At 61.3% G+C, this 25,713-nt stretch carries 28 protein-coding genes; all 28 read right to left on the bottom strand.

Annotation, left to right across the window (positions count from 1 at the left end; genetic code table 11):
• Positions 1 to 143 precede the first annotated feature (143 nt).
• A complete protein-coding gene (locus PFU01S_RS21395; protein ID WP_050437965.1) occupies positions 144 to 530 on the bottom strand; it encodes a hypothetical protein in 387 nt (128 codons plus the stop codon).
• The gene (gene gpJ, locus PFU01S_RS22855; RefSeq protein WP_050437966.1) at positions 527 to 8,101 is read right to left on the bottom strand and encodes a TipJ family phage tail tip protein; all 7,575 of its coding nucleotides are present in this window, start codon (positions 8,099 to 8,101) and stop codon (positions 527 to 529) included. The genes PFU01S_RS21395 and gpJ overlap by 4 nt, the downstream gene beginning before the upstream one ends.
• Before the next feature lie 54 nt (positions 8,102 to 8,155).
• The gene (locus PFU01S_RS03605) at positions 8,156 to 8,740 is read right to left on the bottom strand and encodes a tail assembly protein (RefSeq protein ID WP_028686463.1); all 585 of its coding nucleotides are present in this window, start codon (positions 8,738 to 8,740) and stop codon (positions 8,156 to 8,158) included.
• Complete coding sequence (locus tag PFU01S_RS03600) at positions 8,737 to 9,519, bottom strand: C40 family peptidase (protein ID WP_028686464.1); 783 nt, start codon at positions 9,517 to 9,519, stop codon at positions 8,737 to 8,739. The genes PFU01S_RS03605 and PFU01S_RS03600 overlap by 4 nt, the downstream gene beginning before the upstream one ends.
• Before the next feature lie 3 nt (positions 9,520 to 9,522).
• On the bottom strand, positions 9,523 to 10,224 hold the full coding sequence (locus tag PFU01S_RS03595) for a phage minor tail protein L (RefSeq protein WP_028686465.1): 702 nt from the start codon (positions 10,222 to 10,224) through the stop codon (positions 9,523 to 9,525).
• Positions 10,225 to 10,260: 36 nt separating this feature from the next.
• Positions 10,261 to 10,611, bottom strand: a complete 351-nt coding sequence (locus tag PFU01S_RS03590) for a phage tail protein (RefSeq protein ID WP_028686466.1) — start codon at positions 10,609 to 10,611, stop codon at positions 10,261 to 10,263.
• Positions 10,611 to 14,021 (bottom strand): phage tail tape measure protein, encoded by a 3,411-nt coding sequence (locus PFU01S_RS03585; protein WP_028686467.1) that lies wholly within the window; start codon positions 14,019 to 14,021, stop codon positions 10,611 to 10,613. Before PFU01S_RS03585 ends, PFU01S_RS03590 begins: the two co-directional genes overlap by 1 nt.
• 46 nt (positions 14,022 to 14,067) lie before the next feature.
• Positions 14,068 to 14,469 (bottom strand): hypothetical protein, encoded by a 402-nt coding sequence (locus PFU01S_RS22065; protein WP_153008549.1) that lies wholly within the window; start codon positions 14,467 to 14,469, stop codon positions 14,068 to 14,070.
• Between the two features lie 310 nt (positions 14,470 to 14,779).
• The gene (locus PFU01S_RS03575; RefSeq protein ID WP_028686469.1) at positions 14,780 to 15,109 is read right to left on the bottom strand and encodes a hypothetical protein; all 330 of its coding nucleotides are present in this window, start codon (positions 15,107 to 15,109) and stop codon (positions 14,780 to 14,782) included.
• 40 nt (positions 15,110 to 15,149) lie between these two features.
• On the bottom strand, positions 15,150 to 15,644 hold the full coding sequence (locus PFU01S_RS03570; RefSeq protein ID WP_028686470.1) for a hypothetical protein: 495 nt from the start codon (positions 15,642 to 15,644) through the stop codon (positions 15,150 to 15,152).
• 54 nt (positions 15,645 to 15,698) lie between these two features.
• Positions 15,699 to 16,085 carry a DUF3168 domain-containing protein gene (locus PFU01S_RS03565; RefSeq protein WP_028686471.1) on the bottom strand — a complete coding sequence of 129 codons (387 nt, stop codon included), beginning with the start codon at positions 16,083 to 16,085 and terminating at the stop codon, positions 15,699 to 15,701.
• Positions 16,078 to 16,578, bottom strand: a complete 501-nt coding sequence (locus tag PFU01S_RS03560) for a hypothetical protein (RefSeq protein ID WP_028686472.1) — start codon at positions 16,576 to 16,578, stop codon at positions 16,078 to 16,080. Before PFU01S_RS03560 ends, PFU01S_RS03565 begins: the two co-directional genes overlap by 8 nt.
• A gap of 3 nt (positions 16,579 to 16,581) precedes the next feature.
• The gene (locus tag PFU01S_RS22330; RefSeq protein ID WP_169738679.1) at positions 16,582 to 16,755 is read right to left on the bottom strand and encodes a hypothetical protein; all 174 of its coding nucleotides are present in this window, start codon (positions 16,753 to 16,755) and stop codon (positions 16,582 to 16,584) included.
• An 8-nt stretch (positions 16,756 to 16,763) separates the two neighbouring features.
• Complete coding sequence (locus tag PFU01S_RS21590) at positions 16,764 to 17,090, bottom strand: head-tail adaptor protein (RefSeq protein WP_081783921.1); 327 nt, start codon at positions 17,088 to 17,090, stop codon at positions 16,764 to 16,766.
• On the bottom strand, positions 17,087 to 17,428 hold the full coding sequence (locus PFU01S_RS03555; protein ID WP_028686473.1) for a head-tail connector protein: 342 nt from the start codon (positions 17,426 to 17,428) through the stop codon (positions 17,087 to 17,089). The genes PFU01S_RS21590 and PFU01S_RS03555 overlap by 4 nt, the downstream gene beginning before the upstream one ends.
• Before the next feature lie 3 nt (positions 17,429 to 17,431).
• Positions 17,432 to 17,944, bottom strand: a complete 513-nt coding sequence (locus PFU01S_RS03550) for a hypothetical protein (protein ID WP_028686474.1) — start codon at positions 17,942 to 17,944, stop codon at positions 17,432 to 17,434.
• Between the two features lie 49 nt (positions 17,945 to 17,993).
• On the bottom strand, positions 17,994 to 19,181 hold the full coding sequence (locus tag PFU01S_RS03545; protein WP_028686475.1) for a phage major capsid protein: 1,188 nt from the start codon (positions 19,179 to 19,181) through the stop codon (positions 17,994 to 17,996).
• 2 nt (positions 19,182 to 19,183) lie between these two features.
• The gene (locus PFU01S_RS03540) at positions 19,184 to 20,041 is read right to left on the bottom strand and encodes a head maturation protease, ClpP-related (protein WP_028686476.1); all 858 of its coding nucleotides are present in this window, start codon (positions 20,039 to 20,041) and stop codon (positions 19,184 to 19,186) included.
• Between the two features lie 3 nt (positions 20,042 to 20,044).
• Entirely contained in the window at positions 20,045 to 21,346 is a 1,302-nt protein-coding gene (locus PFU01S_RS03535; protein WP_028686477.1) for a phage portal protein, read from the bottom strand.
• Positions 21,339 to 21,500 (bottom strand): hypothetical protein, encoded by a 162-nt coding sequence (locus PFU01S_RS22325; RefSeq protein WP_169738680.1) that lies wholly within the window; start codon positions 21,498 to 21,500, stop codon positions 21,339 to 21,341. Before PFU01S_RS22325 ends, PFU01S_RS03535 begins: the two co-directional genes overlap by 8 nt.
• The gene (locus PFU01S_RS03530; RefSeq protein ID WP_028686478.1) at positions 21,497 to 23,182 is read right to left on the bottom strand and encodes a terminase large subunit; all 1,686 of its coding nucleotides are present in this window, start codon (positions 23,180 to 23,182) and stop codon (positions 21,497 to 21,499) included. The genes PFU01S_RS22325 and PFU01S_RS03530 overlap by 4 nt, the downstream gene beginning before the upstream one ends.
• The gene (locus PFU01S_RS03525) at positions 23,182 to 23,727 is read right to left on the bottom strand and encodes a terminase small subunit (protein ID WP_028686479.1); all 546 of its coding nucleotides are present in this window, start codon (positions 23,725 to 23,727) and stop codon (positions 23,182 to 23,184) included. Before PFU01S_RS03525 ends, PFU01S_RS03530 begins: the two co-directional genes overlap by 1 nt.
• 155 nt (positions 23,728 to 23,882) lie before the next feature.
• Positions 23,883 to 24,221 (bottom strand): HNH endonuclease, encoded by a 339-nt coding sequence (locus tag PFU01S_RS03520; RefSeq protein WP_028686480.1) that lies wholly within the window; start codon positions 24,219 to 24,221, stop codon positions 23,883 to 23,885.
• A complete protein-coding gene (locus tag PFU01S_RS22320) occupies positions 24,221 to 24,379 on the bottom strand; it encodes a hypothetical protein (protein WP_169738681.1) in 159 nt (52 codons plus the stop codon). The genes PFU01S_RS03520 and PFU01S_RS22320 overlap by 1 nt, the downstream gene beginning before the upstream one ends.
• Positions 24,380 to 24,391: 12 nt before the next feature.
• Entirely contained in the window at positions 24,392 to 24,622 is a 231-nt protein-coding gene (locus tag PFU01S_RS22540) for a hypothetical protein (RefSeq protein WP_080992863.1), read from the bottom strand.
• Between the two features lie 3 nt (positions 24,623 to 24,625).
• Positions 24,626 to 24,823, bottom strand: a complete 198-nt coding sequence (locus PFU01S_RS03515) for a hypothetical protein (protein WP_028686481.1) — start codon at positions 24,821 to 24,823, stop codon at positions 24,626 to 24,628.
• The gene (locus tag PFU01S_RS03510) at positions 24,820 to 25,149 is read right to left on the bottom strand and encodes a hypothetical protein (protein ID WP_028686482.1); all 330 of its coding nucleotides are present in this window, start codon (positions 25,147 to 25,149) and stop codon (positions 24,820 to 24,822) included. Before PFU01S_RS03510 ends, PFU01S_RS03515 begins: the two co-directional genes overlap by 4 nt.
• Positions 25,149 to 25,520 carry a hypothetical protein gene (locus PFU01S_RS03505; protein WP_028634947.1) on the bottom strand — a complete coding sequence of 124 codons (372 nt, stop codon included), beginning with the start codon at positions 25,518 to 25,520 and terminating at the stop codon, positions 25,149 to 25,151. Before PFU01S_RS03505 ends, PFU01S_RS03510 begins: the two co-directional genes overlap by 1 nt.
• Between the last annotated feature and the right edge of the window lie 193 nt (positions 25,521 to 25,713).

Here is a 25,713-nt window from a genome sequence, read left to right as displayed (position 1 = left end):
TCTTGGGGTATTGCTGCTTTACTCGTCGGATCGTGGAATAGAACGGCTCGGCCTTGGGCATTGTTCCTTGGTCCATCGCATGCCAAAGCATGTCCAGCTGTTCCTCGATCGCCGGGTAGTCAGTGGCCCGGGCTTTGGCATGGTCACTTTTGTGCTCGATTTTCAACTCTCAATACCTCGCTCTGGTAAGGCCATAGGTCGATCACGACCTCGTACTCGCCGGGCAGGCTGAAGCCCAACTCGATGTCGCTGCCGTCGGCGGTGTACTCCACGCCCTCAATGTTGAGCACCGCATTGGCGGGCACGCCTTTGAGGGTCATCCCAACCAGCTGCAGTGCCATCTTCGGTAGAGGCACGATCTTGCCCGCGCTGACGAACTGCTCGAGCTCGCTGGCCCGGGCGAACAGATAGGAGAATCCTGTTCGCTTCGCGTTGAGCTCCGCCTCGAGCCGGGACATGTAGCCCCGCATACGGATTTCTCCACGATCGTTGTAGAGCACAACCTCCCCGACTTGGGGTGACTGAGTCATCGCATGATTCCTTGCACCATAAGGTTCTGATAGGAAAGCACCACGCCCACCGCCCCCAGGATCGAGAAATCAACCGTGTGCTGGCCTGCTCCCACGTACTGACCAGATGCCAGGGTGATGGAGCTGTCCGACCAGTTCGCGACGGACTCAGCGATCATGTTTCCATCCAGGACCAAGCGGTACTGATAGAACTGGGTGCCATTCGAGAGGAACGTCGAGCAGTAGTTGATGTAAACCATGCCTGGTTGAGGCATGAAGAACGTGATCGATAACGGGGTTTGCCAAGTAGCATTGCAAGCAAAGCGCGGGGCATAGCCTGTGTAGCGCGGGATCGTCACCGCTTCGTTGCCGATCTTGAGCGTGCTCACCTGCAGATCGCCGATTTTAGCGGTTGAGATCGCAGCATCCTGGATCTTGGCTGTACCAATGGCAGCGTCTTGAATCTTCGCAGCACCGATACTGGCGTCGCGAATGTACGCATCGGCGATGAACGTCTGTCCCCCTACTACAGACCAAGGAGAAGACAGGCCGCCCCCATTGGAGTTGATCAGCAAAAACTGATCGGAATACACCACGAAGGCCGATTGAGCGACACCGCCCTGCTCTGTAACCCCGATCCCAAACCCACCGAAGTGATAATAGCCGCCTTGCCGGTTTACCTGGACCCGAACGGTATATTGGGCATTGAGCTCACCCTTCAGATTCGACTGTGCAGTCGCGACCTGCTGAACAGCAGCGTTAGCGTTACCCGCCGTTGCTTGGGCAGTGTCGACGCGCTTGGAAAGAGCGCCATCGGCATTTGCCCGCGCTTGAACCTCGCTCTGGACCGCAGCTGCTGCTTCATCGGCTTTCGCCTGGGCGGTGTTGATCCGCGTGCTAAGTGCCGAGTCAGCAGTGGCGCGAGCAGTCGTTTCATCCTGAATCGCTGAGTTGGCGTTGCCCACTGACGTGTACAGCCCGTCCGTGCGCTTGGCCTCCGACTCGATCTTGGCACCCTGCTGGGTGACCTTGGTATCCAGCGCCGATACCGCAAGCGCCTGGCCAGCAGCCTGGCGCGTGGATGTGCCAGGCGTAAAGGCAGAGGGCGCCGTCGATTCGCCGATCTTCTCCTCGACCATGAAACCGTCGAACCAAGTAGACCCGGAATTACCTGCTGACTGCGTGAACAGCACCACACAGGCAGGCCCAGCCAGCGCTGCAGGAGCCGTGAACACACCGCTGTACCGCGCGAGCTCCAGACCCACGTTCACGTTGGCGAAGACCACCTCGCTTTCGCCGCCCGCGACGTTCTGAAAGCGCATACGGACCGCCACGTTATGGACCGCGCTGCCTTTGGCCCAAAACGAGACGATGTACTGGCGCCCCGTTACCAAGCGCAGGTTGTAGTCGGTGGGACTACTTGCCAGCCAAGTCCAACCCGACCCAGAGTTCGACTCAACCTTGAGCAGCCTGCCGCTGTAGGCCGCAGCGTCTGCCACTGCACTGAACACCAGCCCGGATTGGCTCCGGAAGACCGGTAGCGAATCAGTGAACGTGGAGTACTCCGCCGGCATCAGGTTTGCCCCTGACCCGCCGATAGCTTCGACTTGGCTGCCAATCCGCGTGATGCTCGAATTGGCAGCGGTCAAACCACCCTCGGCCGCTGTCACACGACCGGTCAGAGACTGAAGCGCGCTGGTGCTGGCTTTGGACGGCAAACCGCTGGAGGTGCTGTTGACAGCGTTCTCCAGGTTGGTCGTCCGGCTGCTGACGCTCGACAGGTTCGAGCCCTGCTGCGAGACCGTTGATGACAGCCCAGTCACGGCGGACGACAGGGCCGAACTCTCGAAACTGTTGACCTGGCCATTGTCCCGCCAACCGGTTGCCCGGATACCCTCCTCGATCTGATAGCGGTCGGCCTCAATGAAGCCGCTGTTGGCCGAGCCACCGCCATACACCACGACCGCTGCGTAAATCTTGGTCGTAACGGCGCCGGGCGTAAAGGTTACGGTCAGCCGTACCCAGCCGTCTGTTGCATCGGTGCGAGCCGCTGCCCAGCTCTCGGTACCAGCACCTGCCTCAGTGGTTCCATAGACCTGCGGCAAGATACGCAGGCCCGGCGTACCGCGCATATAGACCGATGCCGTGTAGGTCTTGCCCGGCACTGGCTTGAACCGGAACTGCGACTTTACGTAGAACCGGGCCCAGGTGGTCGACGTCAGGCCAGTCACGTCCAATCGCTGGGCCGTGCCCGATGCCAGCGAAGACGGCACCAGGCTCGGGACTCGAGTCGTACTGCCGGTGCCGTCATACCACCAGCCATCTGCCATTCCCGGAGTGCCCGGATCGACCCGTTCGAACGATGGGTTGAAGACCAGGTTTTCCGCGCCCACATCGCCGATGCTGTTGTTCAGCTCGGTTAGCTGACCGGAAACACTGGTCACCCCGCTTTCGGCCCGCTCCACTCGCCCCGTCAGGGCCGTGTTAGCCAAGGCGTTCGCCTGGGCCTGGTCGAAGCTGTTGCCCATGCTGAACGTGGACGGCGCCTTCTGCTCGTTTACCACTGCTTCGAACATGAATCGGTCGAAGTAGCTGATGCGGTTGGCCACCCCGGAGCGGTTGCCCTGAATGGCCAGCTGCATCTGCGTGCCGGTGTAGGCCGAGTCTGTCAGGTCAATAACCCCTGCGTACCTGGCCCACGACGTGGTCAACGCGAAGGTGGGCGCGTTCGACGTCTTGAAAGATGTCCCGTCCGCGAGCAACACGCGGGCGTAGGCCCCCACCATATGGCCAGCCGTCTCCGTCCTGGCATAAAAGGACACCAGGTATTTCCCTGGCTTGAAGTCCATGTTGCAACCAGGCGCATTGAAACCGGTGTTTAAACCGAAGGTGTGAGAGTCGACGGCGCGGCTATCAGCCCGCAATGCATAGCCTTTGAGGGCTTGAGGATCAGCCACCGTGGTGACGTTGACGCCACCGTTGGAATACATGGGCGGCAGGTCTTTGGTGAACGCACAGTACTCGGCCGGGACCAGGTTGACGCCACTGGCGCCCAAGTTGCTCAGGCTTGCATTGATGCCTGTCAAGGCCTGACCGTTAGCGGTGATCAAGGCCCCCTGCTGCGTCACAGCATTGTCTAGCGACCGGACCGTTGAAGCATCGGCTTTCTTGGCCACCTCCTGGTTGGTTGCATTCAGCGTGTTGATCAGTACGGTGATGGCTCCGGACTGCGAGCTCAGTCCCTGCTCCGTTCGCTCAACCCGCGCACCAATGGCCGACGTGGCCGTAGCGCCTGCGTCGATCTGCGCCTGCTCGGTGGCGTCCTCGATGTCGAAATAATCGACAACGACCTGCCCGCCCAAGTCCGAGTAACCGGCGATGATCATGGGCGAGAACCAGGCAGCACCTTCCTTAAGCCGCTTGGGGTCTGCCAGCGTCCCGGCGCCTGCTGCCCCGCCTTCCGAGCCAGTGGTATGGCCCTTTACGTACACCTCGGCGGTTGCCCATTCACCTTGGGCGAGCTTTCTGTTGGCCAGCAGGACGTAATGAGACGAACCAACCGAGCCGGTTCCCAGCGTACTGACGCGGGTTTTGCCGTCTTCCGCGTAGCAATCAAGGCCAGCGTAGGTGCCGGGCGAGCCGGTACCCATGGCGACCTGTTGCACTCGGATAGTCAGTTTGTACAGACGCGTCGGGTCGAAGCGGATCTTGCGGGTCGAAGCGCCCCACCAAGTCCTGTTGCCGGCGCCGCCGTACAAGATCAGCGCCGCGCCCCGCGTGATGCCAGTGGGCGTACCGAACGATGCCGAGGAACCTGCACCCGAATTGGTAGACACCCATTGATCCTGAGCCATGTCCGAAAACACGCTCTGGTAAACCTTGGTCGGCGAATTGTCCTGACTGGCCAGCAGCTTTGTGTCTATCCGGGTCAGCGCCTGGCCCTGGGCGGTCTGGTTCTGCCCCTGGGTCTTCACCTCGTTGCTCAGGGCCTGGACCGTTGAGGCATCGGCCTTCTTGCTCACGCTGTCGGTCAGCGAGGTAAGCGCCTGGCTTTGCGAGCTGATGAGCTGATCTTGGGCCTTCTCCTTGTCCTCGGTCGCCGTCACGCGGCTAGTGACCTGCTGCAGAGCCTGCGAACTGGCCTTCCCGTCGATGCTGGTCTGCATGCCGTCCATGCGGGTGGCTTGCGACGTGAGCTTGCCCTCCGCATCGCTGACCCGGGTGGTCAGGCTGCTGACTACCGAAGCATCGGCCTTGGTTTGTGCCAGGGCCAATGCGCCAGCGGCCGCGGCTGCAGCATCGGTGGCCACCTTGTCCGTCACCGCCACCCAAGCAGAGCCACTCCAGCGTTTCGGGGTGTTGGCATTGCTGGTGGTATCGATCCACAGATTCTGCGCCAGACGATCAGCAACAGCAGGCGCTGCCGATTGAACAATGACCTTGCCCTTCCCGCCCGCCAGCGTGGCCGCATCCTGAGCAGCCTGCTGGGCAGCCGAGACATTGCCATTGGTGGTGGTCAGGCTCGATTGCAGTCCGCCGATCTGCGACGCCTGGGCAGTGACCTTGCCATCCAGCGTCGACACGTCGGTCTCGACCTTCGAAACCCGCGCGGCCATGCCGTTGGCAGTCACTACCGCCTGGCCAACATCGGTCCAGTAGGTGGCGTTCGGCGGTGGCGTGTTCAGGGGTACCGCTTTCAGGGCCTGGTATAGCTTGCCATCACTGCCCAGGGCGCTCTGGCCGACGCTGTAGGCCTTGTCCTTGCGATACGGCAAGGAGCCGGCCAAGGCCGAGACATTGGCGATCTGCTGCTGCAGCTCGGTCTTGGCAGCGGAAACGTCCGCGCTCACGGCGGTGATTTGCTGCTCGAGGTTGCCCTTCACAGTGCCAAGAGCGTTGTTCACATCGCTGATCTGCTTGGCCAGCTCGGTCTTCGCCGCCCCTACGCGCTCGTTCACCGACCCCGGGCCGTTGCCGTCAATGAGCTGGATCTTTTCGATCTTGCTGGTGAGTTCCTTGCCGAGCTCGCTCTCGCCGATCTGCTTGGCAATCTGCTCAAGGATGGGACCGGCGTCGGCGCTGGCCTGACCCTTAATCCCTGGCGCATCGACCGGAAACCAAGCCCCGACGTTGCCAGAACGGTCGACCAGGCGCGCCCAGAAGTAGAACGTCTGGCCAGCGCGCAAGCCCTGCAGGGTGTGGTCTGCCTGCGGGTAGGCCAGATCCGTCAGTTTCGTGGCTGCTGCCAGGTCTGAGCCCGGCCCGTACCACAGTTCTGCACGCTGCGTGTCGCTGGCGCCAGCTGGGTAACCGATGGTGACCTTGATCCCGAAGATCAAGCTTTCAGCGCGCAGGAAGGTCACCGCCGGCGGTGGCGTTGTTTTACCGGCAATTTCCGTCAGGGCTGAGGTGGTCGGGATAGAGGCCACGTCCATAGCACTGATGGCGCGCACGCGGGCCAAGTACTGACCCGCGTAGACCCCACGAACATCAGCGGTGAGCTGACCGGTTTTCGGCATCCTCACCCAGTCACGCGAACCCCAGCGCCATTCAACGTCGTAGGCCACAGCACCTGGTGCCGCATCCCAAGAGATGGTCATGGTGGTGACCGCAATGCCCTGGTCCACAGCGGAGTAGCTGCCGATCAGTACGCGCGCGGGTGCATCTTGTACGCCCGGCGGAAGCACACTGATGGGCCGGTCATCGATGATGGTACCGAAATCGATGGCGTCGAATTTGCCCGGCTCATACTGGATGCACTCCAGCTGAAACTGGTGCCACTCAGGCCTGGTGATGTTGCGGACGTAGAACTGCATGACCTTGAGGTCGTCGAAGTCCAGCACCCAGGCACACTCAGGCTGCGGCGTCTCGCTGAATTCGGCTACCACGGTGATCTGGCGACCGGCCACAGAACGGATCTGGCGAACCTCGGACCTCCCGCTAGGCAGGTTGACCAGCAGGCGGGCGCCGCTTGGAACATAGATGTCACGGTCAACCGTCACGACGCGGCCCGTTACTGCGGCGATACGTCCGCCATTGTCCCGCCCAGCGAGCATTGGGTCGGACAAGGTGATGACTTTGCCTGGCTTCGGAATGTAGCCATCCAGGCCAACGCGGAATGTTGCGCCCCTGAGTTGCAGCTGCTCAGTCATCAGAGCCCACTGCCCAGCGCGCTGGGCTTGGCCACGCGAGGTGCACCCCACCGCCTCTACGGAGATCTCGCGGACCCCATATTCAGCGATCGCGTCCTCGTCGAAAACGGGCTCTTTGTCGGTGTAATACCCCCGCGCCGGGTCATCGAACGACACCATGGCCTGGCTATGCCGCTCGCGCAGCTTACTGCCGGTGTACTTGACCGCCCCGTCGTCGAGGATCTGCGACAGGGTGTAGTTGTAAACCGGGTCCTGCGGCATATCGGCATTGACTGTGATCTGGCTACCGTCCCAGAAGGCCAGGCCATGGAAGATGGCTGCCAGGTCCTGGATCACCGCCCAGGCCTCGGCCTGCTTCTGCAGGTACAGGTTACAGGTGAAGCGCGGTTCTTGGCCGCCCATGCCGTCTGGCACCAATTGGTCGCAATACTGCCCGATGCGATACAGCGACCAGCGATTGATCATGCTTGCATCAATGCGATCTCCCAGACCGTAGTAAGGGTGCAGCACCAGGTCATAGAAGACCCAGACCGGGTTGTTGGTATAGGCCTCCTTGAAGGTGCCATCCCAGACCCCGTTGGTGGTACCAGCACCGCTGGTGGCGTAGGTGCGAGTCTCTGCGTTGTAGTTGGCAGGTACGCGCACGATGCGCCCGCGCATCAGCACGGCGATCTTGGCGATATCGCCACCGAACTGCTCGGCGTCGTACTCCACGCAGCTGACGGCGGTCAGCGGGTATTCTTGGTCGTTGTCGACCACCTCCGACAACGCCTCAACGTACATCCCATCCTGGGTCAGCGAGCTGTTGGCTTCGGGCGTGATACGGCGGGCACGAATGGTCCAGCGCGAACCGGCGGGAAGCTCGATCCGGTGCGAGCGCTCATACTTGGTGACGTTCTTGCGGTTGACCTCAGACGCCAGCACTTGCTGGAACGGGCCATTGTCGGTCGATACATCGACCGCATACTCAATGCGGACACCATCAATGTTGCCGGCCTGGTCCTGGCGCTGCAGTTGTGGCCAGGAAAAACGCAAACGCACGGCATCCAGCATGGGGTTGCTGATGGTGTGCACGTAGGGCGCAGTGGTCAGCAGCAACTGGCCAACAGCAATCTCGTTGCTCGACTCGGTGATGCCGGACATCCGCTCCTGGTTCAACTCACCTGAGCGAAACTGCCATTTGACACCCGGGTAGTTCATGGTGCCGTCGTCGGCCATGACCTGGGTGCCATCGAGCTTGACGGAGCGCAGTCCATTGACCGGCCCCACAATCGGGCCCCAACTCCACAGGTACAGCAGGCGGGCAACGGCGATGGACGGAACGCTGTTGGAAGCGATGCTGGGCTGCTTCTGCTTCTTCTCCCCGCCCTTGCTGCCCACAACCTGGCGCTTACGCGCTGCGCGGGACTGCTGCGGCGCGCGCTTCGATACTTGGACCATTCCAGTCTCCACAAACGAAAAAACCCGCCGAAGCGGGTCGTGTGTTGCCAATATTCACAGCCGGTCTTGCGGGTAGATCCCCCCCGACTCTACGGCTCCGCCGATCTCGCGCTCGCCGTACAGCACCGGGTAGGGATTGCCCTGGGCAATCGTCGTGACCGCACCGCCAAACCCGTAGCTGGGGTTGTTGCCGTCCTCGTTGCGATCAAGGCTGCCAGTTGTCGGTGTGGGCGACAGCATCTGCACCACACCAGTTGCAGCCATGGCGGCACCGCCGGCGATCATCGCCACGCCATAGGCGGAGGTGGTACCGAAGGTGAAGTAGCCAGCCACAATGAGCACGACGCCGATGATGGTGGTGAACAGCCCGGCCTGCTTGCTGCCCTGAATGATCGGGGCAATTCGGATGTCTCCGGCGTCGTCGCCCACCATGTCCAAGTCATCGGCTGACAGGTTGCGGGTGCCGGAGAACACGGTGAATACCAGTCCTCGCTCCTCGCCCGTGGTCAGGAACTTTTCGAAGCCGGGCACCATGTTGCACAGCGCCTGAATGGCGTCGCGTGTGCTGTTCACATCCAGGTCGTACTCGCGTCCAAAGTGCTTGCGCAGCACCCCATACAGTTTCACTTTGCGCTTCATGGTTGAAAGTCCTTGTGCCGCAGGATCAGCCGGCAGCGGTTGGCCATTGACCAGCCGTAGACTTCCCGCGTGGAGGCCCTGCCGGCCATGTGGTGGTAGATGAAGGGCCCGCTGCCACCCAGGCGCGCCGCCGGCTCGCTGGTCAGCTCCGGCTGGCTGCCGAGGTAAATAGCTGCATGATTAGGGTGAAAGCAGGGCCGCCCAGGCGATGGCACCATAAACACCAGCATGTCGCCGCGCCGGGGCTCATCCACCTGGTAGAAGCCGGTTGCAGCAAAGTTGGCCTCATACAGGCTTGGGCCGTCTTCCTGCTCCCACCAGAGGTCATCGCGCTCGAAGTTGGGCAACACCAAGCCGGCCTCGCGGGCGTACCAGTCGCGACAGGCGGCCCAGCAATCCAGCAGGCCATGGGCGAACTCGCGACCCAGTAGCGGGGCCTGGTAGCCTGACGGCTTGAACCACTGCATGTCGCCACCTGGCCAGCCGACGATCCCCCAGGGCACCTCATGCAGTTCACAGCTCACCCGGTCTGCCATGCTGGGCGTAGGCGCAGCATCAGGATGGCTGTGCACGATCGCCAGCAGCTCGCCCTGATCCTCGGCGTCTGCCAAGTCCTCATGGTGAAGGCGGAAGTTCTCCCGCGGCGTTTTCGCCAGGTTGCGGCACGGCACATAGGCCCGGCCCTGGTCGGTCTTGATCAGCACCCCGCACGCTTCGGCCGGATACGCGCGTTCGGCATGCTCGCGGATCGCGGCCTGCAGTGACTGGTTGATACGCATTGATCACCTCGAGCTGACGATCAGGCTTGCGCCCATGGAGCCGCCGAAGCGGCGTGTGTTGCCGCGAAGCTTGCAGCTCTTCCAGCGCCCCGGGCAGCGGTCGAGCGCCGGGTTGTCAGTGGGCTCGTCCTGCTTGGTGTACATGGCAGCGCCAGTATAGGCGCAGGCCTCACCCCGGTACTGCCCACGGCAGGCCCAGCGGCATAGCTTGGTGATCTGCTGAGCCGGCAGCATGACGCCGCCCATGTCCAAAGGGCTGGACAACTGGAAGGTCACCTGCTGGCGGTTCTCGTCGGTCTTCTGCTCGATGTACCAGAGGTTTTCCCGGGCCTGGTTGGACGCATCGGGGTTTCCGTCCGGGAAGTTCGCAGCATCCAGGAAGTGGCGGAAGGTCTCGATGACCCTGACCTTGGAGCCCACCAGGTCCTTGAGCGCCAGGCAGAGCGCTGTGACCGCGCCACGCACCCCGTCAATTTCGTTGACCATCTGCAGGGTCGGGGTGGCAGGCCGGCCATCGCCGCGAATGTCGAAGCCCTTGGCCTCGATCTGCATGGCCGAATAGAGCTGGCCCTGCCAGATGATATCGGCCTCCTGAGCATGGCCATGGAAGCGCATGATGTTCCCGCCCAGTCGGGTCGCGTCCACCTCGTAGAGCCGGATCTGGTTGCCAGGCTCAAGCTTCTGGATATCGGATTCGAAAGTCATGGGGCCTCTGAAAGAGAAAACCCCGCAAGCGCGGGGTCAATAGGGGGTAAATCGCTGATCGAAAGTCCAGCTGATGGTCACCAGGTTGGGAGCGCCACGGGCTCTGATTTTGTAGCCTTTGGCCCTGTACCGACCCTGCACACCACCCGGCGGCGTCCAGTAGCAGGTGCGATAGCCCTCATGGCGGTCTAGGAACTTGCGAATCTCAAAGGCTTCCTCTCCCTCGACTAGAAGGCCTGTATGGGACAAGCTCCACGACTGTGTCTTGGTGTTAATGCCGACGCCACCTGCCTGGACAAAACCATCACCGAAGTTGTTCTCCCAGGTGTTCTGCTTGACCTCGCCGTCAGCTTCGGCCTCAACGTCAAAGCTGAAGATCTCTGTCATCACTTTCTCCAAAGAAGGCCGCCCTGCTGGGTTTCCCGATACAGCACATCACGCACGACACCTTCGAAGCCCTCTCGCAGACCTTCACCCTGACGCCTCGCCTGCTCTTCACTTACTCCTTGCTGGGCCTGGACGTTGATTGGTGAGTTGATGATGATCTGGGCACCACCGCTCTGCGCGCGCTCTGCGCCAGCAGAAGCTGACGAACCTCGACCGATCATCCCAATGCGCCCATCGCTAAGGGCTTCCAGATTGCCAACACCAATCCTGGCAGTGGCCTCGGCATCGAAAACGTACTCCCCACGGTGGACAGGGCCGGCAACTTCATCTCTGCGACCGTGGCCTGTGTAGCCGCCATCCATGAAGCCTGCACCTGCCATCGCTGAGGTTGAGGCTACCCCGGCAACCATGGGGGCCGTAGCAGCTGCCGCCGTAAGCGCTGCAGCAGGCGCCAGAGCGGGCCCGTAAATAGGGATGGCTGCGGTAGATGCATATGCGGCCAGTTGCGCTTGGAAGGCCGTTGCCTGGGCATTAGCTACCATGCCAAGGCTTGCAGATGACTGAGTGGTTTTACCGACCACAAGCTGCACCGCCTGGTAGATCAGCCACTGAGCTGCCATATCGGCCAAGGTCGATATCACTGACTTTCCGAAACCAGTCACCATGTCCGCCAATGCGTCGCCGGCGTCCTTTGACCCGGTGGCCATATCGGCGAAGAATGCTCCAAGTTCACTGCGGGCGCTGCCGAGAGTAGACGCGGTAGCATCGGCTGCAGTTGCGGAGTAGTTGGTGGCCGCGTCAGCATAGTTCTGCCAGGCTTCCTGAGCACCCAGCACCCAGTTGGTCTGCAGCTCATCAACCTGCTCGTAGTAGAGCTGCTGGGCAAACAGCTGCTTGTTCAGCTCTTCCTGTAAAACTTCTGTCTGGCTGGCATAGAGCTCAGGGGTAATCTGACCAGTATTTCGCTGTTCGTTGAGGGCCTTTACATCCTCGACATACTTCTGCCGTACGGCCAGATCGGCACGCATCCGGTCACGGGCTTTGTCGCCCATCCCAATTCCCGCCAGCTCCTGTGCATAGCCGTTGATGGCTGTTTGTGTGCCAGAGGCTTGCGCAGTCTTGAAAGCGCTTAGCTTCAGCGCATCCTCATTGGCCTTCTTAATCTTGTTGAGCCCGTCCAGCTCTGCAGCCAGTTCCAGGAGCCGCTTTTGCTGAGCCTTCGACAGGTTGCCAAGCTTGCCCTCTTGAAGCTCAAACGACAGCTTAGCGACCTCAGTGGCGTCCTGTTGTTTGTCGCCAGTGGTGTTGATCAGCTTGATCTGCCGCTTGTAGCCCTCCTCCGATGACTCGAAGTCTTTTAGCTGCTGCTTGGCGGCCTTTTCCGACTCGGACGCTTGTTTACGGCCTGCCTTGGCAGCAGCGTCATCGGCTTTCTTTTGCGCATCACGTGCAGCAGCCATCGACAGAATGGCCGTTTTCTGCGCGTCGGTGAGGTCAGTTTGCTCGCTGATGTGCCGCTTTGCGGCTGCTGTGAAGGTCTTGTCCTGGGCCGCAGCCAGCAGCTTGCCCTGCTGCTCGATATATTTGTCGAACGCCTGAGTTGCAGCTGCGCGGGCAGCGGCATTCTCTCGCTCAGCGCGGGTATTCTCGTCCGTCTCCCCCGTGAGCTCGGCCATGGCCTGCTTCAGCCGCTGGATTGCGTCGGCCTTATCAGTGGCAGCGCCGCCGCTCTCCTCTAGAGCATCTGCCATTTCCGCCGTTACGCCTGGCACTTCGCGGATGATATCGGCCACCGCTTTCCAGTCGACCTTCATGCCCGCGGCTTGGTCGGCGGAAGCCTTCTTGACCACATCCATGGCCGCCTGGAACTCGGCTGACAGCGGCGCTATGCCTGCCATGAATCCAGAGGCACCCGCCAAGCCTGCGTTCGTCAGGCTGCTTTGAAACTCGAAGGCAATGGAACCCGAGGCGGTCTTGAGCTCGCCCTCGGCATCTTCGATGGAAGCCTTGAGCTCGCGCAGGGTCACTGACTGGGTCGCACGGTTGAGCTTGTTGAAGCGTTCGATGAGCTTGTCGATGGGGTCGCTGAGGTTGCCGAGTTTCTCTTCAAGCACACTCGTATTGTCGCGAAGGGCGAGGAAGGCTGTCGCTGCCCCGATAGCCAGGGCAGCAACGCCGGCGGGCCCACCCAGCACACCTAACACGCCTACTGACGCTCTGCTAACGCCTGCCTGCGCAGCAGCGACTGCGTTGGTAGCACGCGTCTCAACCATCCGCGCTTCAGCAAGCTGGAGCGACAGCTGAGTTTGCACAGCGGTCCCGCGCGCTGCGATGGCTTCTTTCTCTGCCAGGAATACAGCGGTCTGTGCTTTTTGCTGTTCGGCCTGAGCTGCGAGTAGTACGGCAGTCGCCTGCGACTTTCGCGCGATGGCATCGGCTACGGCAGCTCTGGTAGCAGCGATTGACGCTGCAGCGCTTCCAGCTAACCCCCTTGCGTACCCTGCCAAAGCTCCAACCGCCACGACCCCAGCAATGTTCGCCAGGGTATCGAAGTTATCCCCGATTACGCTGATACCCTTGGCAAGGACACCAGTCCCATCAGTGGTCTCGTTTAAGCGGCCGATGTAGACCGTGAAAGCATTGTTGAGATTTTGTAGCGCATCACGCACCGCTACGCCCATGCTGTCAGCTAGCTCACCGTTTGCCTGTGCCGACTTCCGAAGACCGTCAGTGAGGAGGTCCAGATTGAGCTTACCAGCCGCTCCAAGAGAGCGAATTTCCTCTGCGCTTTTACCAGTCGCTTTAGCTAACGTGTCTACTACCGTTGGCATTGCCGCGAGGATCGATTGCCAACCGTCAGCTTCAACCTTTCCGGTCTGGAGCGCCTTGGAGTAAGCATCAATGGCGGATGCCGCCTTGTCAGTGCTTGCTGAGTTGGTCACAAGCAGGAAGCTGAAGCTGTCCATTACATCCAACGCTTGGCTGGTGTTGTAGCCCATGGACTTGAGACTGTCTGCCGTCCGGATGTAAAGCTCTTGAGCTTCACTCAAGGGCCGATAGGTCCGCTTAGCTGTGTCTAGCAACCTGTCTTGCACTAGGTTGTATTCGTTGACGCTTGAGGTCGCCAGCCCCATTCGATCCGACATTTGTGAGTAGGAGTCGGCAACATCGATTATTGAGCGTACCGAGGCAGCGCCCACCGCCACAGCCAAAGCATTTTTAATCAGAGCCCCGGCACGTTGGGCTCTTTCACCTGCCCTGTCGAAGCTCTCGTCGATTCGAGCAAGGCTTCGGTCAATTGCAGTAGCGCCCCTGGCAACCGTCGAATCAGCCCTCGCGATTTCTGAGCGAAGTTGAGCTGTAGTCGCCTCAATTCGAACCAGCATCCCCTGGATGTCTGTATCCGTCATCACTGTCTCCGGCCGAAAAAAAACCCGCCAGAGCGGGTTCGTGAGATTAGAAGCCTGTTGGTGTTAAATGAAAGCCGGCCGAGTTGGTAAACATCCTTCGCTTCACGGTCTCGCCTGGCTTAAGTGTCACCTCAGACTCAAGGATGCCAGCACCAGCGCAATGCCTAGCGCCCGCTATGCCAATGGCATGTTGCCCCGGCTTCAGCCCAAACTCAGCTGTTTCTCCAGCGGCAAATTCAGCAGCCAATTTTCCATCGATGTAGAGCTCGTAATTGCATCCCCCGGCAAGGAAACCTGAATCCCTGGTCACCACCAGTCTTGCTTGGTCTTTGGCAGAGAATGCAAAGATCCTCGAATCGGGAACTTTGGAGGCTTCAGACGATGGCATGGGAGAGGTTGAGCACCCGCTCAGAAATACGGCGATTAGGGCCGCGGTCATCAATCTCACGTCAACACCTCACCCAAAAGCTTGAAACTTTAGCACCATCTTTTGCCGTGGACGAATGATCAATGTCTTGTTTTCCCAGTCAGCGCCATCCGCAGCTTGTCTGCCACACTGGATGCACTTGGCTTGTCCTTCCCTGGCTGAGGCTTACCCTTCCCGAATGGGTTCGTCATCTGTGACCACTCGATGCGCGCATCCATGGCCAGGAACAACTCCGGAAGAGGCGTGCGCCATGCTGCATCTGGCGACCAGCCAAGCCACCCTGTGGCGATTGCATAAAGCCGGTCTACGTAGCTGCCATCCTCGACAACGCTCACGCCTCCCCGGCTACCTCCTTTCCCTCATCACCGCCGCGTGGATTGTAAAGCGCGACCAGGTAAGCATTGAGTTGGCTGGCAACGCCCAGCACGCCGGCTTGCCAAATTTTCTCTGGCATAGCGTCTGCAGCCTTGCCTTCCAGGCCGGCTCCAGCAGCCAGGATTATCGCGCAGCCATCAATGCTCAAGGCAGAGATGGTTTGCGAGGCACCGCGGAGGCCACCAAAACGGCTTTCAATAGCCCGCACCGCTTTCAACGTTGGCTGGAGGACGAACTCCTCATCACCCAGTTTCACGGTCAAAGTCCCGTGGAGGGTCTTGTTCATAAAGCACTGTCCTTGGTTGCCGGGGCTGAGCCCCGGTTATTCAGGCGGCTGCAGGTAGCAGCTCCAAGATATCGGAGTTGATGCCGATGGTGATGTTGCGGCGCACGACGTTGTCGGCGGCACCAGGCGCGACGGTGTTGTTCATCACCTTCCCTCGCATGTAGAACGTGGTCGGCTTGAGCGCTGGAGTGGCGGTAGGATCACCATCGTTGAGAGTGATCTTGATGTTGTAATCGCCCTTGCTACGGTCCTTGTGAGCGACCTTCACCGCCTTCTGGCCGGCATCGCCGTTGTCCAGCCCCACGGTCAGCGTCAGGTCACCAGCATCAGCGGTGCCCTTGTACTTACGCACGCGGCCGTTCTTCAGCGACGTGAAAGTCACGCTGCTGAATGTGTCGCCGAACTCGCCCAGGTCTTCAATTTCGCCTACCTCGACATAGGTGTCGGCTTCGTATTGGGTCTGGGTGTCAGCGCCGGTTTTGCCGCCAAGCCAGAAACGGCAGCCAGCAGCGGTGTTCAGGTTGTCTTCGGCCATGGGGGGTCCTCCAAAGGCACATTGGATAAAGCCGCGGTGCGGCCGGTAGGTGGATCAGTGGGTGGTGATGACGCGGACGGTGATCGAACCCTGGTAGGTAACCCCGTCAGCGTCACGCTGGGCGTCCGACTGGATAACGCGCACAGAGACAGCCCTGCCGACGCTCAGCGGCAGCGGGCGCTCGTCCAGGGCGGCAATGACCTCCCCGTTGATGCGTTTCACCTCTGCCTGGCCAACCGTGTCTGACCAGACCGACAGGTACAGCAGGCGCTGCTCGCGCTTACGGCCTGATATCGGGCTGACGTTGACTGAGACCTCGCGGTCGATCGACACATAGGGCATGTCGGCGTCCATGGGGGCACCGTCGTAGACCGGGCAGCTCACTTCGGCCTGCAGCCTGGCAAAAATGGCCTCTTGGAGCGATACCGAGGGATCAGCCATTGCCCACCCCCTGGCTTGCCTTGCGCAGCGTGCGGCGGACGGCCGTCTCGATGTCAGCCATTACGTACTCACGGTTCACGTCGATGGAGGGGCGAAGCCACGGATGCGCCGGCCTGGCCGGAATGTCCGGGTACTTTCCGAAGAAATGCGTACCGTCGCTCTTGTTGGTCGCACGCCGGTTTCGGTTCCCGGCTCGCTTGCCGCCGATGTAGCCCTTGGTGCCGTACTCAATGAAGCGCAGGTAAAAGAACTTGCGATTGTCGCGCTTGCCCCTGATCCCGATCTGCGCATCAAGGCCGCTGGGCGCGACGTAGATCTTCAGCGCGGCGGCGGCAGCGCCCGTATCCTTGGGCATCAGCTGTTGCTGCGTGGCCAGCACCCGCTCGGCAACATGGCGCATGGCCGGGGCCAATTCGTTGTCCATGGTCTTGTGGATGTTGCGCAACGTTCGCCGTAGGCGGATATCGCCGCGCATCTTTGAGCGGCGGGCCATGGCCTACTCCTTGGCCTGGGCCTTGGCTGTTTTTTCCTGCGCCGCGTCTTCCTTGATCTCGATCGCGTAGCCGCGGGCGATCAGGCCTTCGCCGTGTTCCTTCTTCACTTCGAAGATATCGCCCTTTTCGCGCTCGCCGGATGCACCGGTCAGCGGGCCCAATGCTTGAATTTTCATGGTTCACCTCATGGATTCGGTACCGATGAGCAAAGAAGTCTCATCAGCGTGTTTTCGTTGTCTGGCAATACAGCCTCGACCTGATACGTGACGCCCCGGCGGCTGAGCCTTACGCCTGCCACCATGTCAGCTCGAGGCCTGCTGATGATCTCGGCTGTAACTATCGCTTTGAGCTTTTCAGCTACAGCGATGATCCGGCCAGAGGGTGTACGCACTTCACCCCACATCTTTGGACGAGCTGCAGGGAGCCAGGTGACGACAGCCCCGCCGGACTTGGTGCGCTCCTCGTGACGGACAGTGACTTCAAACAAGTGACGAAGCGGTCCGGCCCTCATACACCCCACCCCACCCGGTATGGAGTCAGCAAGGCCTGCGAGCCTCGAGGCAGGTCAGTCGCGATTGTCCCCGTCACTACGTCTTCCCGGTTGGCGTAGAGGTGACCCAGGATCAGAAGGCACGCCGACTTGAACGATGCGTTGCTGAGCATAGGGTTTTCCCCAGCCGAGCCTGCCAGTACCGCCTCTGCCATCGATTGCGCATCGACGTAAACCTGGCAGTTGAGGTAGTTCATTGCCGAGAGCTCGGCCGAGTCGATCAGCAGCTGCAGATAATCGTCGTCATCGTCTGGATCACGAAGGTGGGCCCGGGCCTGCGCCATGCTGATCAATGACATGGCTCACTCCTCCAGCGGTGTGCGCGATACCAGACCTCGCCGTTCGAGGTCCTCGGCGTGAAGCCGCGGTACCAGATAGCTCGGACCGCCGCGCCGACGCAGCTCGCCCTCGTCCATGAACGAGCGCAGCGGGTAAACCTCGACCGTGGCCGGGTTCAACCCGACCGAGGCGCTCGAGGTGGATTCTTCCAGCCCTGCCGCATCGGTAGCGCCATGCAGCGCGTCGTCAGCCTGGCCCGGCTGGCTCAGCGAGGCGCCAGCACCTGCATTATCATCGGCTGAGGTGGCAACCGGCGCCAGCTCTACCGGCACCTCGTTCGTTGGGCTGCCCGCTTCCTGTGCGGCATTGGCGCCAGGGTCAGCAACGGGTCCGGCAGTTGCCATGGTGGTCTCGGCCGCATTGACAATGCTGGCGTCGCTGCCGCTGGGCGGCAAGGCCAACCCCTGCTCATCGGGAGCTGGTACAGCCTGCTCAGGTACCGTGCTGGGTTTGCCCTGCTTCTTGGTGTTAGCCATGGGGTCGCTCCTATGCGGCGCCATCGCTGGCGCCTTTAAAGTGGAAGGCTTACGAACCGCTGCCGGTCAGCGGGCCGGTAACGAAGGCCTCGCCACGGTAGATGGCGAAGGCCAGGCGTTCCTCGGCGCGGATGGTAGCCATGTTGTTCTCGAAGTCCTTGTCGTTCTCGGTGGAGATCAGCACTTCGATTTCCATGCGGTCGAAGATCTGGGCGCCCAGCTTGAACGCGCCGACCAGGAAGTCATCCTGCGTCATGGCCTGTGTCGAGACGACCGGGCGGTTCCACAGGCGCGCGGTGGTGCCGTCTTGCGGCTCGCCGATGATGTAGCGGCCTTCGCCATCCTTGGTCAGCTCGATCGCGGCCCAGTCGATGGGGTTGAGCACGATGCCGTCCGATGGGAACTCGGCCAGCTCGGCCTGCAGCAGTGCCAGGCGCAGGCGGTCAATACGCTGCTCGCCAGTCACGGTCACACCAGCGGGGGCAGCGTACAGCTGGGCAACCGTCATGAGGCCCTGCAGGTTGGCGCCGGTACCGTTGCCGTACAGCAGCTGAGCCTCCTCGGCCATGAGCAGGCCGTAACGGGCACGCGCATCGATGTAGCTCTGCAGCGCCTGGGCGTCGTCGAGCATCTGGCGGCTGGCCTTGAACAGGTGCGCAATGGTGCGCACGTTGGCCGTGGCCAGTTCGAACTTGATGTCCGAATAGGGCTTGGCCGTGTTCTCAGCGACAGTTTGAGCATTGTTCGTGAAACCGCTTTCACGCACGTACTCGATGGAGTTGGCCTCGGTGGTACCCGGCGCCACCAGGTCGCGGATAGTGAGGCGACGCTGAGGCGGAGCGATGATGCCTGGCTGGCGATCCGCAGTGGTCAGAGCGCCACCGGTGGCCGTGGTGATAGCAGCGCGCGGCACCGATACGCGGCGCGAGCCACGGAAGGAGGAATTCATGTCCTGCATTTCTTCGCTGCCAACGACCAGAGCACCGACCGATTTCTGCGGTTCTTGGCGGTCAGCGGGTGCGCGGCTGGCGTTGACCAGCTTCTGCTCGGCCTCCTGCAGGCGCGCCGACATCTCGCCCTGCTTGGTCAGCAGCTCGTCGACCTTGGCGCGAGTTTCTTCGCTCATTGCACCGGAGGCTTTGATTTGCTTGTCGACCGCCTCGGCCTGGGCCTTGATCTGATCGCCAATGCCCTTGAGGGTGGCGTTGAATTCCTTGACTTGGGCTTCATAGTCCATGGTCACTTTCCTTTCAGAGAATTGAGAAGATTGTTTGCCGCGCTCAGTGAGGCGGAGAGGTCTGGCGCGGCAGCGCTTGGCGTGCCGGTCGGAACAGCGCGCGGCGTGTTCCCGCTGGCAGCGCGAGGCATGCCAGACTTGAAAGTGGCGAAAAGTTCGCGGCGCTCGGAGCGCGGCATGCCGGCCTTGGCCAGGGCTGCGTCCATGGCCTTGAGGGCATTGGCCTGGCCGGTTTCCTCGGTCTCGCGCTCGGTCACCTCGGTCGCCGCCAGCAGGCCGGTGGCCAGCCCTAGCTCCAGCGCGCGCTTGCCGCGGATGAACGTCTCGTCATCCATCAGCTCGGCCATGTCCTCAACAGTCTGGCCGCTGGTCTCGGCGTAGAGGTCGGCCATGGCGGCGTCGAACTCTTCCATGTCGTCCGATACGTCGCGCAGGTAGTGGCGGTTGCCGGAGAGGAAGGTCCAGCAGTTGTGGATCATCAGGAACGCGCTGCTGGCCACCTGGCGCTCGGTACCGGCCAAGTAGATGATCGAGGCCGCGCTGGCGGCCATGCCCAGTACCTTGGTGGTGACCTTCTGGCTGTGTTCGCGCAGGCGGTTGTAGATGGCGATGCCTTCGAACATGTCGCCGCCGGGCGAGTTGATGTACACCGTCACCTCGCGGTCGCCGATCGCGCGCAGCGCTGCGTCGATGCGCTTGACGGTCACGCCCTCCCCGTACCAGTCCTCACCGATCACGCCGTAGATGGTGATGGTTTCCGAGGTGTTTTCCACGGCCGCCTGGATGGCTGGGTTCCACTTATCGAGCGCACGCGGGCTCATCTCGCTGCGCAGGCCGCGAGACTGGATCTTGTGTTTCATGGGTTACTCCCCGGAGTTGCTTTGGAGCCAGTTCATCAGCGCCGCGCGCGCGGCTTGGCTGTCGTTTTGTTTGCCCAGCTGGTCAAGCGGCACCAGGTTCGATTGCACGGTGAGGATGTCGCCGCCGGGCATGCTGGGCAGATTCTCTTTGTGCCGACCCTCGTTTCGGGTCATGTAGCCGTTTTGGCCCATGGTGCTGAGGTAGGCAGCCCGGCCGGCACTGTCAGCACGCAGGAAGGCTTCTAGCGAAAACTCCGCGTAGTGCTTGATCCGATCCACCGCTGTCAGGCATCGCTTGTTAACGCACTGCTCGATCGGTGCCGTATACGTCATGATGCAGTAGGTCAGAAACGCGATCTGCTGCTGCTCAAGGCCTGTGCCCCAGTTGCTGCCCTTGTCGGTCTTCATCACCATCCAGGGCGGCACGCCGAACCAACGGCAGATCTCCTCAATGCTGTGCCCACGTGATTCGAGCAGTTGGGCGTCAGCCGGGTTGATCCCGATCATCTCGGGCTTCACGCCCTGCTCAAGCACCGGGCTCTTACCCGCATTAAGCGCGCCAGAGATCGTCTTGACGTAGTCTCGAAACTCGGCACGCTGCGTAGGGTTGAGCGTCTTATCCACCGAGAAGGCTACGGTGGGCATCATCCCGTTCTTGAAGGTGGTATTGGCTGCATCGTCGGCCGACATGGCCGAGCCGAACACATCCGCGCCGTAGCGAATCGCCGACAGACCCATCCGGCCATCCAGGGTGAAGGCCGGAATGTGAAGCATATCTTCCCGGGCGATCTCCCGACGCGCGCCCTTGCGCGGCTGAAAGAAATAGCGCAGCCGACCATCGTCATCCGGCTCCGGGGTGACCCGTGACGGCATCAGGAAGTCCAGTGCGATGACCCGCCCGGCGGCCCGGTGAATCTCGCAGTAGGCATTGCCCCACAGCAGCATCGAAGCGACGACCGACTGCCAGAAATGGAACGCGGCCATGTCCTCGTTCGGGCTGTTATGCACGACGTCGTAAAGCGGGAAGTCCCGCGCCGTCTCGCGTCCACCGTCCGGCAGGCGCCGGTAGATGCTGAGCGGTAGGCCAGCCACCGAAGTGGAGATGATGCGCACGCAGGCCCAGACCGCCGACAGCCGCATGGCCTTGTCGACCGTGACCGCCTTGCCGCTACTGGACTGGGCGCCCAAGAAGGCGCTCCAGAACCCACCGTCCGACAATCGAATGCTCTTGCCCAGCCAATTACTCATGCTTGCCGAGGGTTTGGCGGCTGCAGTGCCGAGCGCTTGAGAGAGGGTTTTAATCACTGCTCAGCCCTCGTCGAATGAACGCTGCAATGCTGAACAGGCTGACCGAGCCCGCGATCAGAGACCAGCCCGTACCCGCCAGAATCCAGACGCCCGCGCAGGCCAAGCCGAATCCGCACAGCGCGCAGATGATGAAGTAGTGAAATGCGTTCATGCGATCAGTGGATCCCGAATGCCGGCCATGAAGTTTTCCATGCCGCCCTGGCCCTCCGGATTGAGAGCCATCAGCGTCACAGCGTTGAATAGCGCCATTAGCGGGTCGATCTTGGCCGAGCCGCTGGCCTGCTTAGTAATGAGGATCGAGTTGCCACGGGGCTCGACTTTGGCGTTACCGCAGCACCAGGCCATCATCGGCTGGCCCCCGTGTAGCAGCGTGCCCTCGGCCAGTTTGCGCTCGGCAGTCTTGATGGCTCCGCCCAGACGCCAGCCTTGGGAAATGCCATCGATCTTTTCGCGCGGAATCCCAACAGCCTCCAGCGCGTCGAGGATCGCCCCGACGCCGGCCGGGTCCAGCCCGACCTTGTCCAGCAGGCCGGCCTGCTCAACCTGCGCCACCAGTTGTGCCACCGCCTCGATGTCGTCGCCGATGCGTTCAACCAGGGTCAGGTGCCCATCCTTCGCGAAGTCGCGGATGCGCGGCGCTTCTGCTTTACGCCGCTCCAGTACTGATGGGTGGGCCCAGGCATGGGTCCAGGTCAGCCAACGCCGTGTGCCCTGCTCTCGACCGAGTGCTGCAAAGCCAAGCAAGTCATCCAGCCCCCCGCCATCGACACCGACATCGATCACTTCGCAGCGCTCAATCAGGTCTTCCAACGTCCGGCATAGCTCGGAGGTCTGTGTCTCCCAAAAATCAGCACCCGCCCAGCGATCCGAAAGCAGCGCCAAGCCGATCTCGACGTTCAGGTGCTTGGCCAGGAAGCCGCGAAACGACTCCTCGCCGTCCAGCTGGGCCTGTGCGTAACCACGCTCGATGAAAGGTTCGTCGACCGACAGCCCGAGATTTGGGTTGGTGATGTAGGCGTTGGAGAAATCCCGATGTTCGCCGGCGTCCAGCATCGCCTTGGGAAACTCATACAGCACCGGCAGGAACGACTTGTCGACGATCTCGCCGTCGCGCACCTTGCGGGCGTACATCAGCTTCTGCCGGAACACGCCAGCAGGCGGGGCGTCGGATTGGGTGGTGGCCCAGATGATGAAACCCTCCGGTCGGGATGCCAGGCCACCGGTGGCCTCGCGCAGCATCGCCTCAGCATTGGCGCGTTTGCCGAACACCCACAGCTCGTCGATGAAGACGCCGATGGCCTTTTTGCCCGACACTGTCTCGCTGTCTGCTGCTACTACCTTGAGCGTGGCATTTGTCTGCCGGTGCGTCACCGTGCGCAGGTGATCCTGCACCTTGAGCAAGGCTTTTAGCTCGTCGTCGGCCGCCACCATGTCCCTGATCGGCAGGTAGGAGTTGTCCGCGATCTCTTTGGTCGGTGCGAGGATGATGAATTCACCCGAAGCGCGCCAGTTGATGATCAGCGCTGTCAGCATGATGCCGGCGGCAATGGTCGACTTGCCGTTCTTTTTACTGATCAGCAGCATGAACTCGCTGACAAGGCGCCGGCCTGAATCTGGGTCGTAGGCCCCGAAGATCGCGGCCACGAACTGGTTGACCCAGTCACGCACGGTCTCGCACATCAATGGACTGCCAGTTGCGTCCACCATGCGCAACGCCCCGAACACATCCAAGGCTTCTTCAGCCTCTGTCGGGAACAGCGGCTCGAACGGAATCAGGCTCTGGCGCGCAACGATGCGCTGTTCCCAATCTGGGCAGGCGGTTGACCATTCCATTATTTCACCGACTGCAGCGGACCGCGGCGGGTACCGAACTTGCCGGTAGCTGCCTTATCGGCGTTCGCCTGGGCCTGGTCTTTCTTACCGCTCTCACCTTTTCGTGGATGGACGAATGGCATCAGCGCCTTTGCCGCGTCAACGCGCAGTTTCGGCTCGGTGCCCATGTCGTTCATCACCGACAGGAGAAAGTCCTTGGGATCGCGGTGCAGGAGTGCCTGGGCCAGGTCGAAGCCGGCGGGTTCCGGCTCGGAGTTATCCTCTGGTACCGAGGGCGATTCATGGCCCGGTTCTGGCTCTTTGACGGCCCTGGCGGCGGGCCTGGCTTTAACATCCGGTTTAACATCGCCTTTAACATCTGGGGGCATCAGCCCCAGGGCGCGAAGCTTCATCAGCTCAGCGGCGACATCCTTGTCCTTGACCAGCCGAGAGCCCGCCGCAGACGCTGTGCGCTCGGAGTAGCCAGCGGCCACAGCAGCGTCCCGATTGGACGCACCTTCCCTCAGCGCGGCGATGAAAGCGCGCTTGCGGGATGTTAAAGCCATTTAACAAAAATCCTGTGGGGGAAAAAAATCTGTACATGGGGTCGGGAGCGGTCTAGCTAGATGAGAACCCCTAGCTTTTGACCCCCCTACCCCTTTGTGGCACGTCACTGGCGTGCCTAGGGAAAGATCCCGCACCTATTTGGTGCGCCGCGCGGTCAACCCACTACGCCTGCGGCCTCTTCGGCTTGTTTGACCGTGTCGTGGCAGGACTTGCAGAGCGGTTGCCAGTTGTCCTGGTTCCAGAACAGATCGCGATCACCCCGGTGCGGCACGACATGGTCAACAACGCCGGCGGCGGTCGTTCGCCCGATCTTCGCGCAGTAGGCGCAGAGCGGGTGTTCTTCGAGATATCGCTCCCTCGCCTTCTGCCACTTGTAGTTGTACCCGCGCTGCGAGCTGGTCATTCCACTACGCCAACTGCTGGGATCTACTAGCTTGACCCTAGTGTTTTCGGCTTCCTGTAGGCGGGGGCTGATCGTCTTGAGCCTGGCCATCAACGCACCTCGACCACGATGCCGCGCTCTATCCAGCGCGTGACGCGACCAAGGTGAGGATCACGCCCGGTGAGGTGACATGCGAGCATCACGCCAGCCAAGTAGTACTTCAACCACCAGCGGTGGCGGCAGACGATCGTTGCGTAAACCTTGGCCATGGCCGATGTTCCTTATCTCTTGTACCAAGTCAGCTGGTAGCACCGTGCATCAGGCGGTAACTCAGCAATGGGCCAGCGCAGGCAGTCCATGTGCTTGCGCTCTGGCCTGGTGCGACTCACCCTCAGCGTCTGCACCAGGTAGGCAGAACCAGCAGCAGTGGTTATGTAGTCACCAACCGCGATGCCGTCGGCGCCGTCCACGTAAAGCTTGCAGGGTGTATACGGCGCTCGTGTCCTAGCCACCTCTCACCCCTCTCGGCGCATACCAATTTGGCTGGCGATATCGGTGGCGCGCTCGCGAACCTCAAGCGTTTGGCCATCGAACGTATGGACGATGGCGCAGATGCCGTTCCATTGAGAGCTGGCGCTGGCCTCGCTTACACGAGCGATAGCAGCAGGCGCCAGGTAGTGATTGTTGCCGTTGGTGCTGGTCAGCTTGATCACGGTCGTTCCTCGCTCTGCACTCGATTGAGGGCTTCGTCAGCCTTGTCGGCGGCCTGGGTAGCGGTAGTCGCTGCCTTCGACGCCTTTGCGGCGGCGCTTCCAGTCTGCCTGGCTAGTTCATCCAGGCGCTGGTCTCGCTGCAGACTGGCTTCGTCATAGGCTGCGCGGATCTCGGCGACCTGCTCCAGGTAACTGCGGGCAAGAGCCCATTGAGCGAGCTGGTAGCCGCCGAACCCGCCACCCACCACGAGCAACAGGGCGATTACCCAAACCTCGATGCGACGCCACCAGCGGCGGGCAATGAATTCAATTGCGCATCTGTCCATCACGACATACCTCCGAGCTTGGTGCGCAAGCGGGCAATCTCTTCGCTTTGCAGCGAGACGCGCTCAGTGAGCTGGCCGACCTGGCTGGTCAGAGCCTCGATCTTCCCTTCCATGCGCCCAACGGTGGCGGCAAGGTCGTTGCGCTCCTTGGCGAACTGGTCAGCCCGGGCCTCGGCGAGCTTGCGGGCCTCGCGCTCCGAGTCGAGCAGTTCGTTCAGGCGGCGCACCGTGCCGATATCGGCGTTATCCATCGCTCGATCTGCCGCATCTTTAGATAGGAATTTGCGCAGCCAAAGGAAGCCGCCCAGCAGGACGGTTCCCGTACCACCCAGCCAGGTGGCTGTGCCTGGGCCGAGGTCGGTCGGGTCCATCAATTTCTCCTGAAGGGAACGAGCTGCGACGAACGTCGAGGCCGATAATTCTATTGTGTCGTACAAGCGCGACTTGATGTCACACTACAAGATCGATGTCTCTGTCCTACCAGGAGTGCCACAGTGCCCAGGTCTCGAAGCCACTATGAAACAACGCTGCGCCTCTATCAGGCGGAAGCAGAGATGGCATACA

The sequence above is a fragment of the Pseudomonas fulva NBRC 16637 = DSM 17717 genome (genome assembly GCF_000730565.1).
GTDB lineage: Bacteria > Pseudomonadota > Gammaproteobacteria > Pseudomonadales > Pseudomonadaceae > Aquipseudomonas > Aquipseudomonas fulva.
This window is presented reverse-complemented; position numbering and strand designations above follow the sequence as displayed.

What these genes read in the sequence shown, in the direction of transcription:
- PFU01S_RS03575 (WP_028686469.1), bottom strand. Translation starts at nt 15,109, where the DNA reads ATGAACAAGACCCTCCACGGGACTTTGACCGTGAAACTGGGTGATGAG.
- PFU01S_RS03595 (WP_028686465.1), bottom strand. Translation starts at nt 10,224, where the DNA reads ATGACTTTCGAATCCGATATCCAGAAGCTTGAGCCTGGCAACCAGATC.
- PFU01S_RS03525 (WP_028686479.1), bottom strand. Translation starts at nt 23,727, where the DNA reads ATGGCTTTAACATCCCGCAAGCGCGCTTTCATCGCCGCGCTGAGGGAA.
- PFU01S_RS03530 (WP_028686478.1), bottom strand. Translation starts at nt 23,182, where the DNA reads ATGGAATGGTCAACCGCCTGCCCAGATTGGGAACAGCGCATCGTTGCG.
- PFU01S_RS03605 (WP_028686463.1), bottom strand. Translation starts at nt 8,740, where the DNA reads ATGAAGCGCAAAGTGAAACTGTATGGGGTGCTGCGCAAGCACTTTGGA.
- PFU01S_RS22330 (WP_169738679.1), bottom strand. Translation starts at nt 16,755, where the DNA reads ATGAAAATTCAAGCATTGGGCCCGCTGACCGGTGCATCCGGCGAGCGC.
- PFU01S_RS22320 (WP_169738681.1), bottom strand. Translation starts at nt 24,379, where the DNA reads ATGGCCAAGGTTTACGCAACGATCGTCTGCCGCCACCGCTGGTGGTTG.
- PFU01S_RS03570 (WP_028686470.1), bottom strand. Translation starts at nt 15,644, where the DNA reads ATGGCCGAAGACAACCTGAACACCGCTGCTGGCTGCCGTTTCTGGCTT.
- PFU01S_RS22325 (WP_169738680.1), bottom strand. Translation starts at nt 21,500, where the DNA reads ATGAACGCATTTCACTACTTCATCATCTGCGCGCTGTGCGGATTCGGC.
- PFU01S_RS03585 (WP_028686467.1), bottom strand. Translation starts at nt 14,021, where the DNA reads ATGACGGATACAGACATCCAGGGGATGCTGGTTCGAATTGAGGCGACT.
- PFU01S_RS03505 (WP_028634947.1), bottom strand. Translation starts at nt 25,520, where the DNA reads ATGGACCCGACCGACCTCGGCCCAGGCACAGCCACCTGGCTGGGTGGT.
- PFU01S_RS21395 (WP_050437965.1), bottom strand. Translation starts at nt 530, where the DNA reads ATGACTCAGTCACCCCAAGTCGGGGAGGTTGTGCTCTACAACGATCGT.
- PFU01S_RS03590 (WP_028686466.1), bottom strand. Translation starts at nt 10,611, where the DNA reads ATGACAGAGATCTTCAGCTTTGACGTTGAGGCCGAAGCTGACGGCGAG.
- PFU01S_RS03560 (WP_028686472.1), bottom strand. Translation starts at nt 16,578, where the DNA reads ATGGCCCGCCGCTCAAAGATGCGCGGCGATATCCGCCTACGGCGAACG.
- PFU01S_RS03600 (WP_028686464.1), bottom strand. Translation starts at nt 9,519, where the DNA reads ATGCGTATCAACCAGTCACTGCAGGCCGCGATCCGCGAGCATGCCGAA.
- PFU01S_RS03510 (WP_028686482.1), bottom strand. Translation starts at nt 25,149, where the DNA reads ATGGACAGATGCGCAATTGAATTCATTGCCCGCCGCTGGTGGCGTCGC.
- PFU01S_RS03540 (WP_028686476.1), bottom strand. Translation starts at nt 20,041, where the DNA reads ATGAAACACAAGATCCAGTCTCGCGGCCTGCGCAGCGAGATGAGCCCG.
- PFU01S_RS03545 (WP_028686475.1), bottom strand. Translation starts at nt 19,181, where the DNA reads ATGGACTATGAAGCCCAAGTCAAGGAATTCAACGCCACCCTCAAGGGC.
- PFU01S_RS03550 (WP_028686474.1), bottom strand. Translation starts at nt 17,944, where the DNA reads ATGGCTAACACCAAGAAGCAGGGCAAACCCAGCACGGTACCTGAGCAG.
- PFU01S_RS21590 (WP_081783921.1), bottom strand. Translation starts at nt 17,090, where the DNA reads ATGAGGGCCGGACCGCTTCGTCACTTGTTTGAAGTCACTGTCCGTCAC.
- gpJ (WP_050437966.1), bottom strand. Translation starts at nt 8,101, where the DNA reads ATGGTCCAAGTATCGAAGCGCGCGCCGCAGCAGTCCCGCGCAGCGCGT.
- PFU01S_RS03520 (WP_028686480.1), bottom strand. Translation starts at nt 24,221, where the DNA reads ATGGCCAGGCTCAAGACGATCAGCCCCCGCCTACAGGAAGCCGAAAAC.
- PFU01S_RS03565 (WP_028686471.1), bottom strand. Translation starts at nt 16,085, where the DNA reads ATGGCTGATCCCTCGGTATCGCTCCAAGAGGCCATTTTTGCCAGGCTG.
- PFU01S_RS03555 (WP_028686473.1), bottom strand. Translation starts at nt 17,428, where the DNA reads ATGTCATTGATCAGCATGGCGCAGGCCCGGGCCCACCTTCGTGATCCA.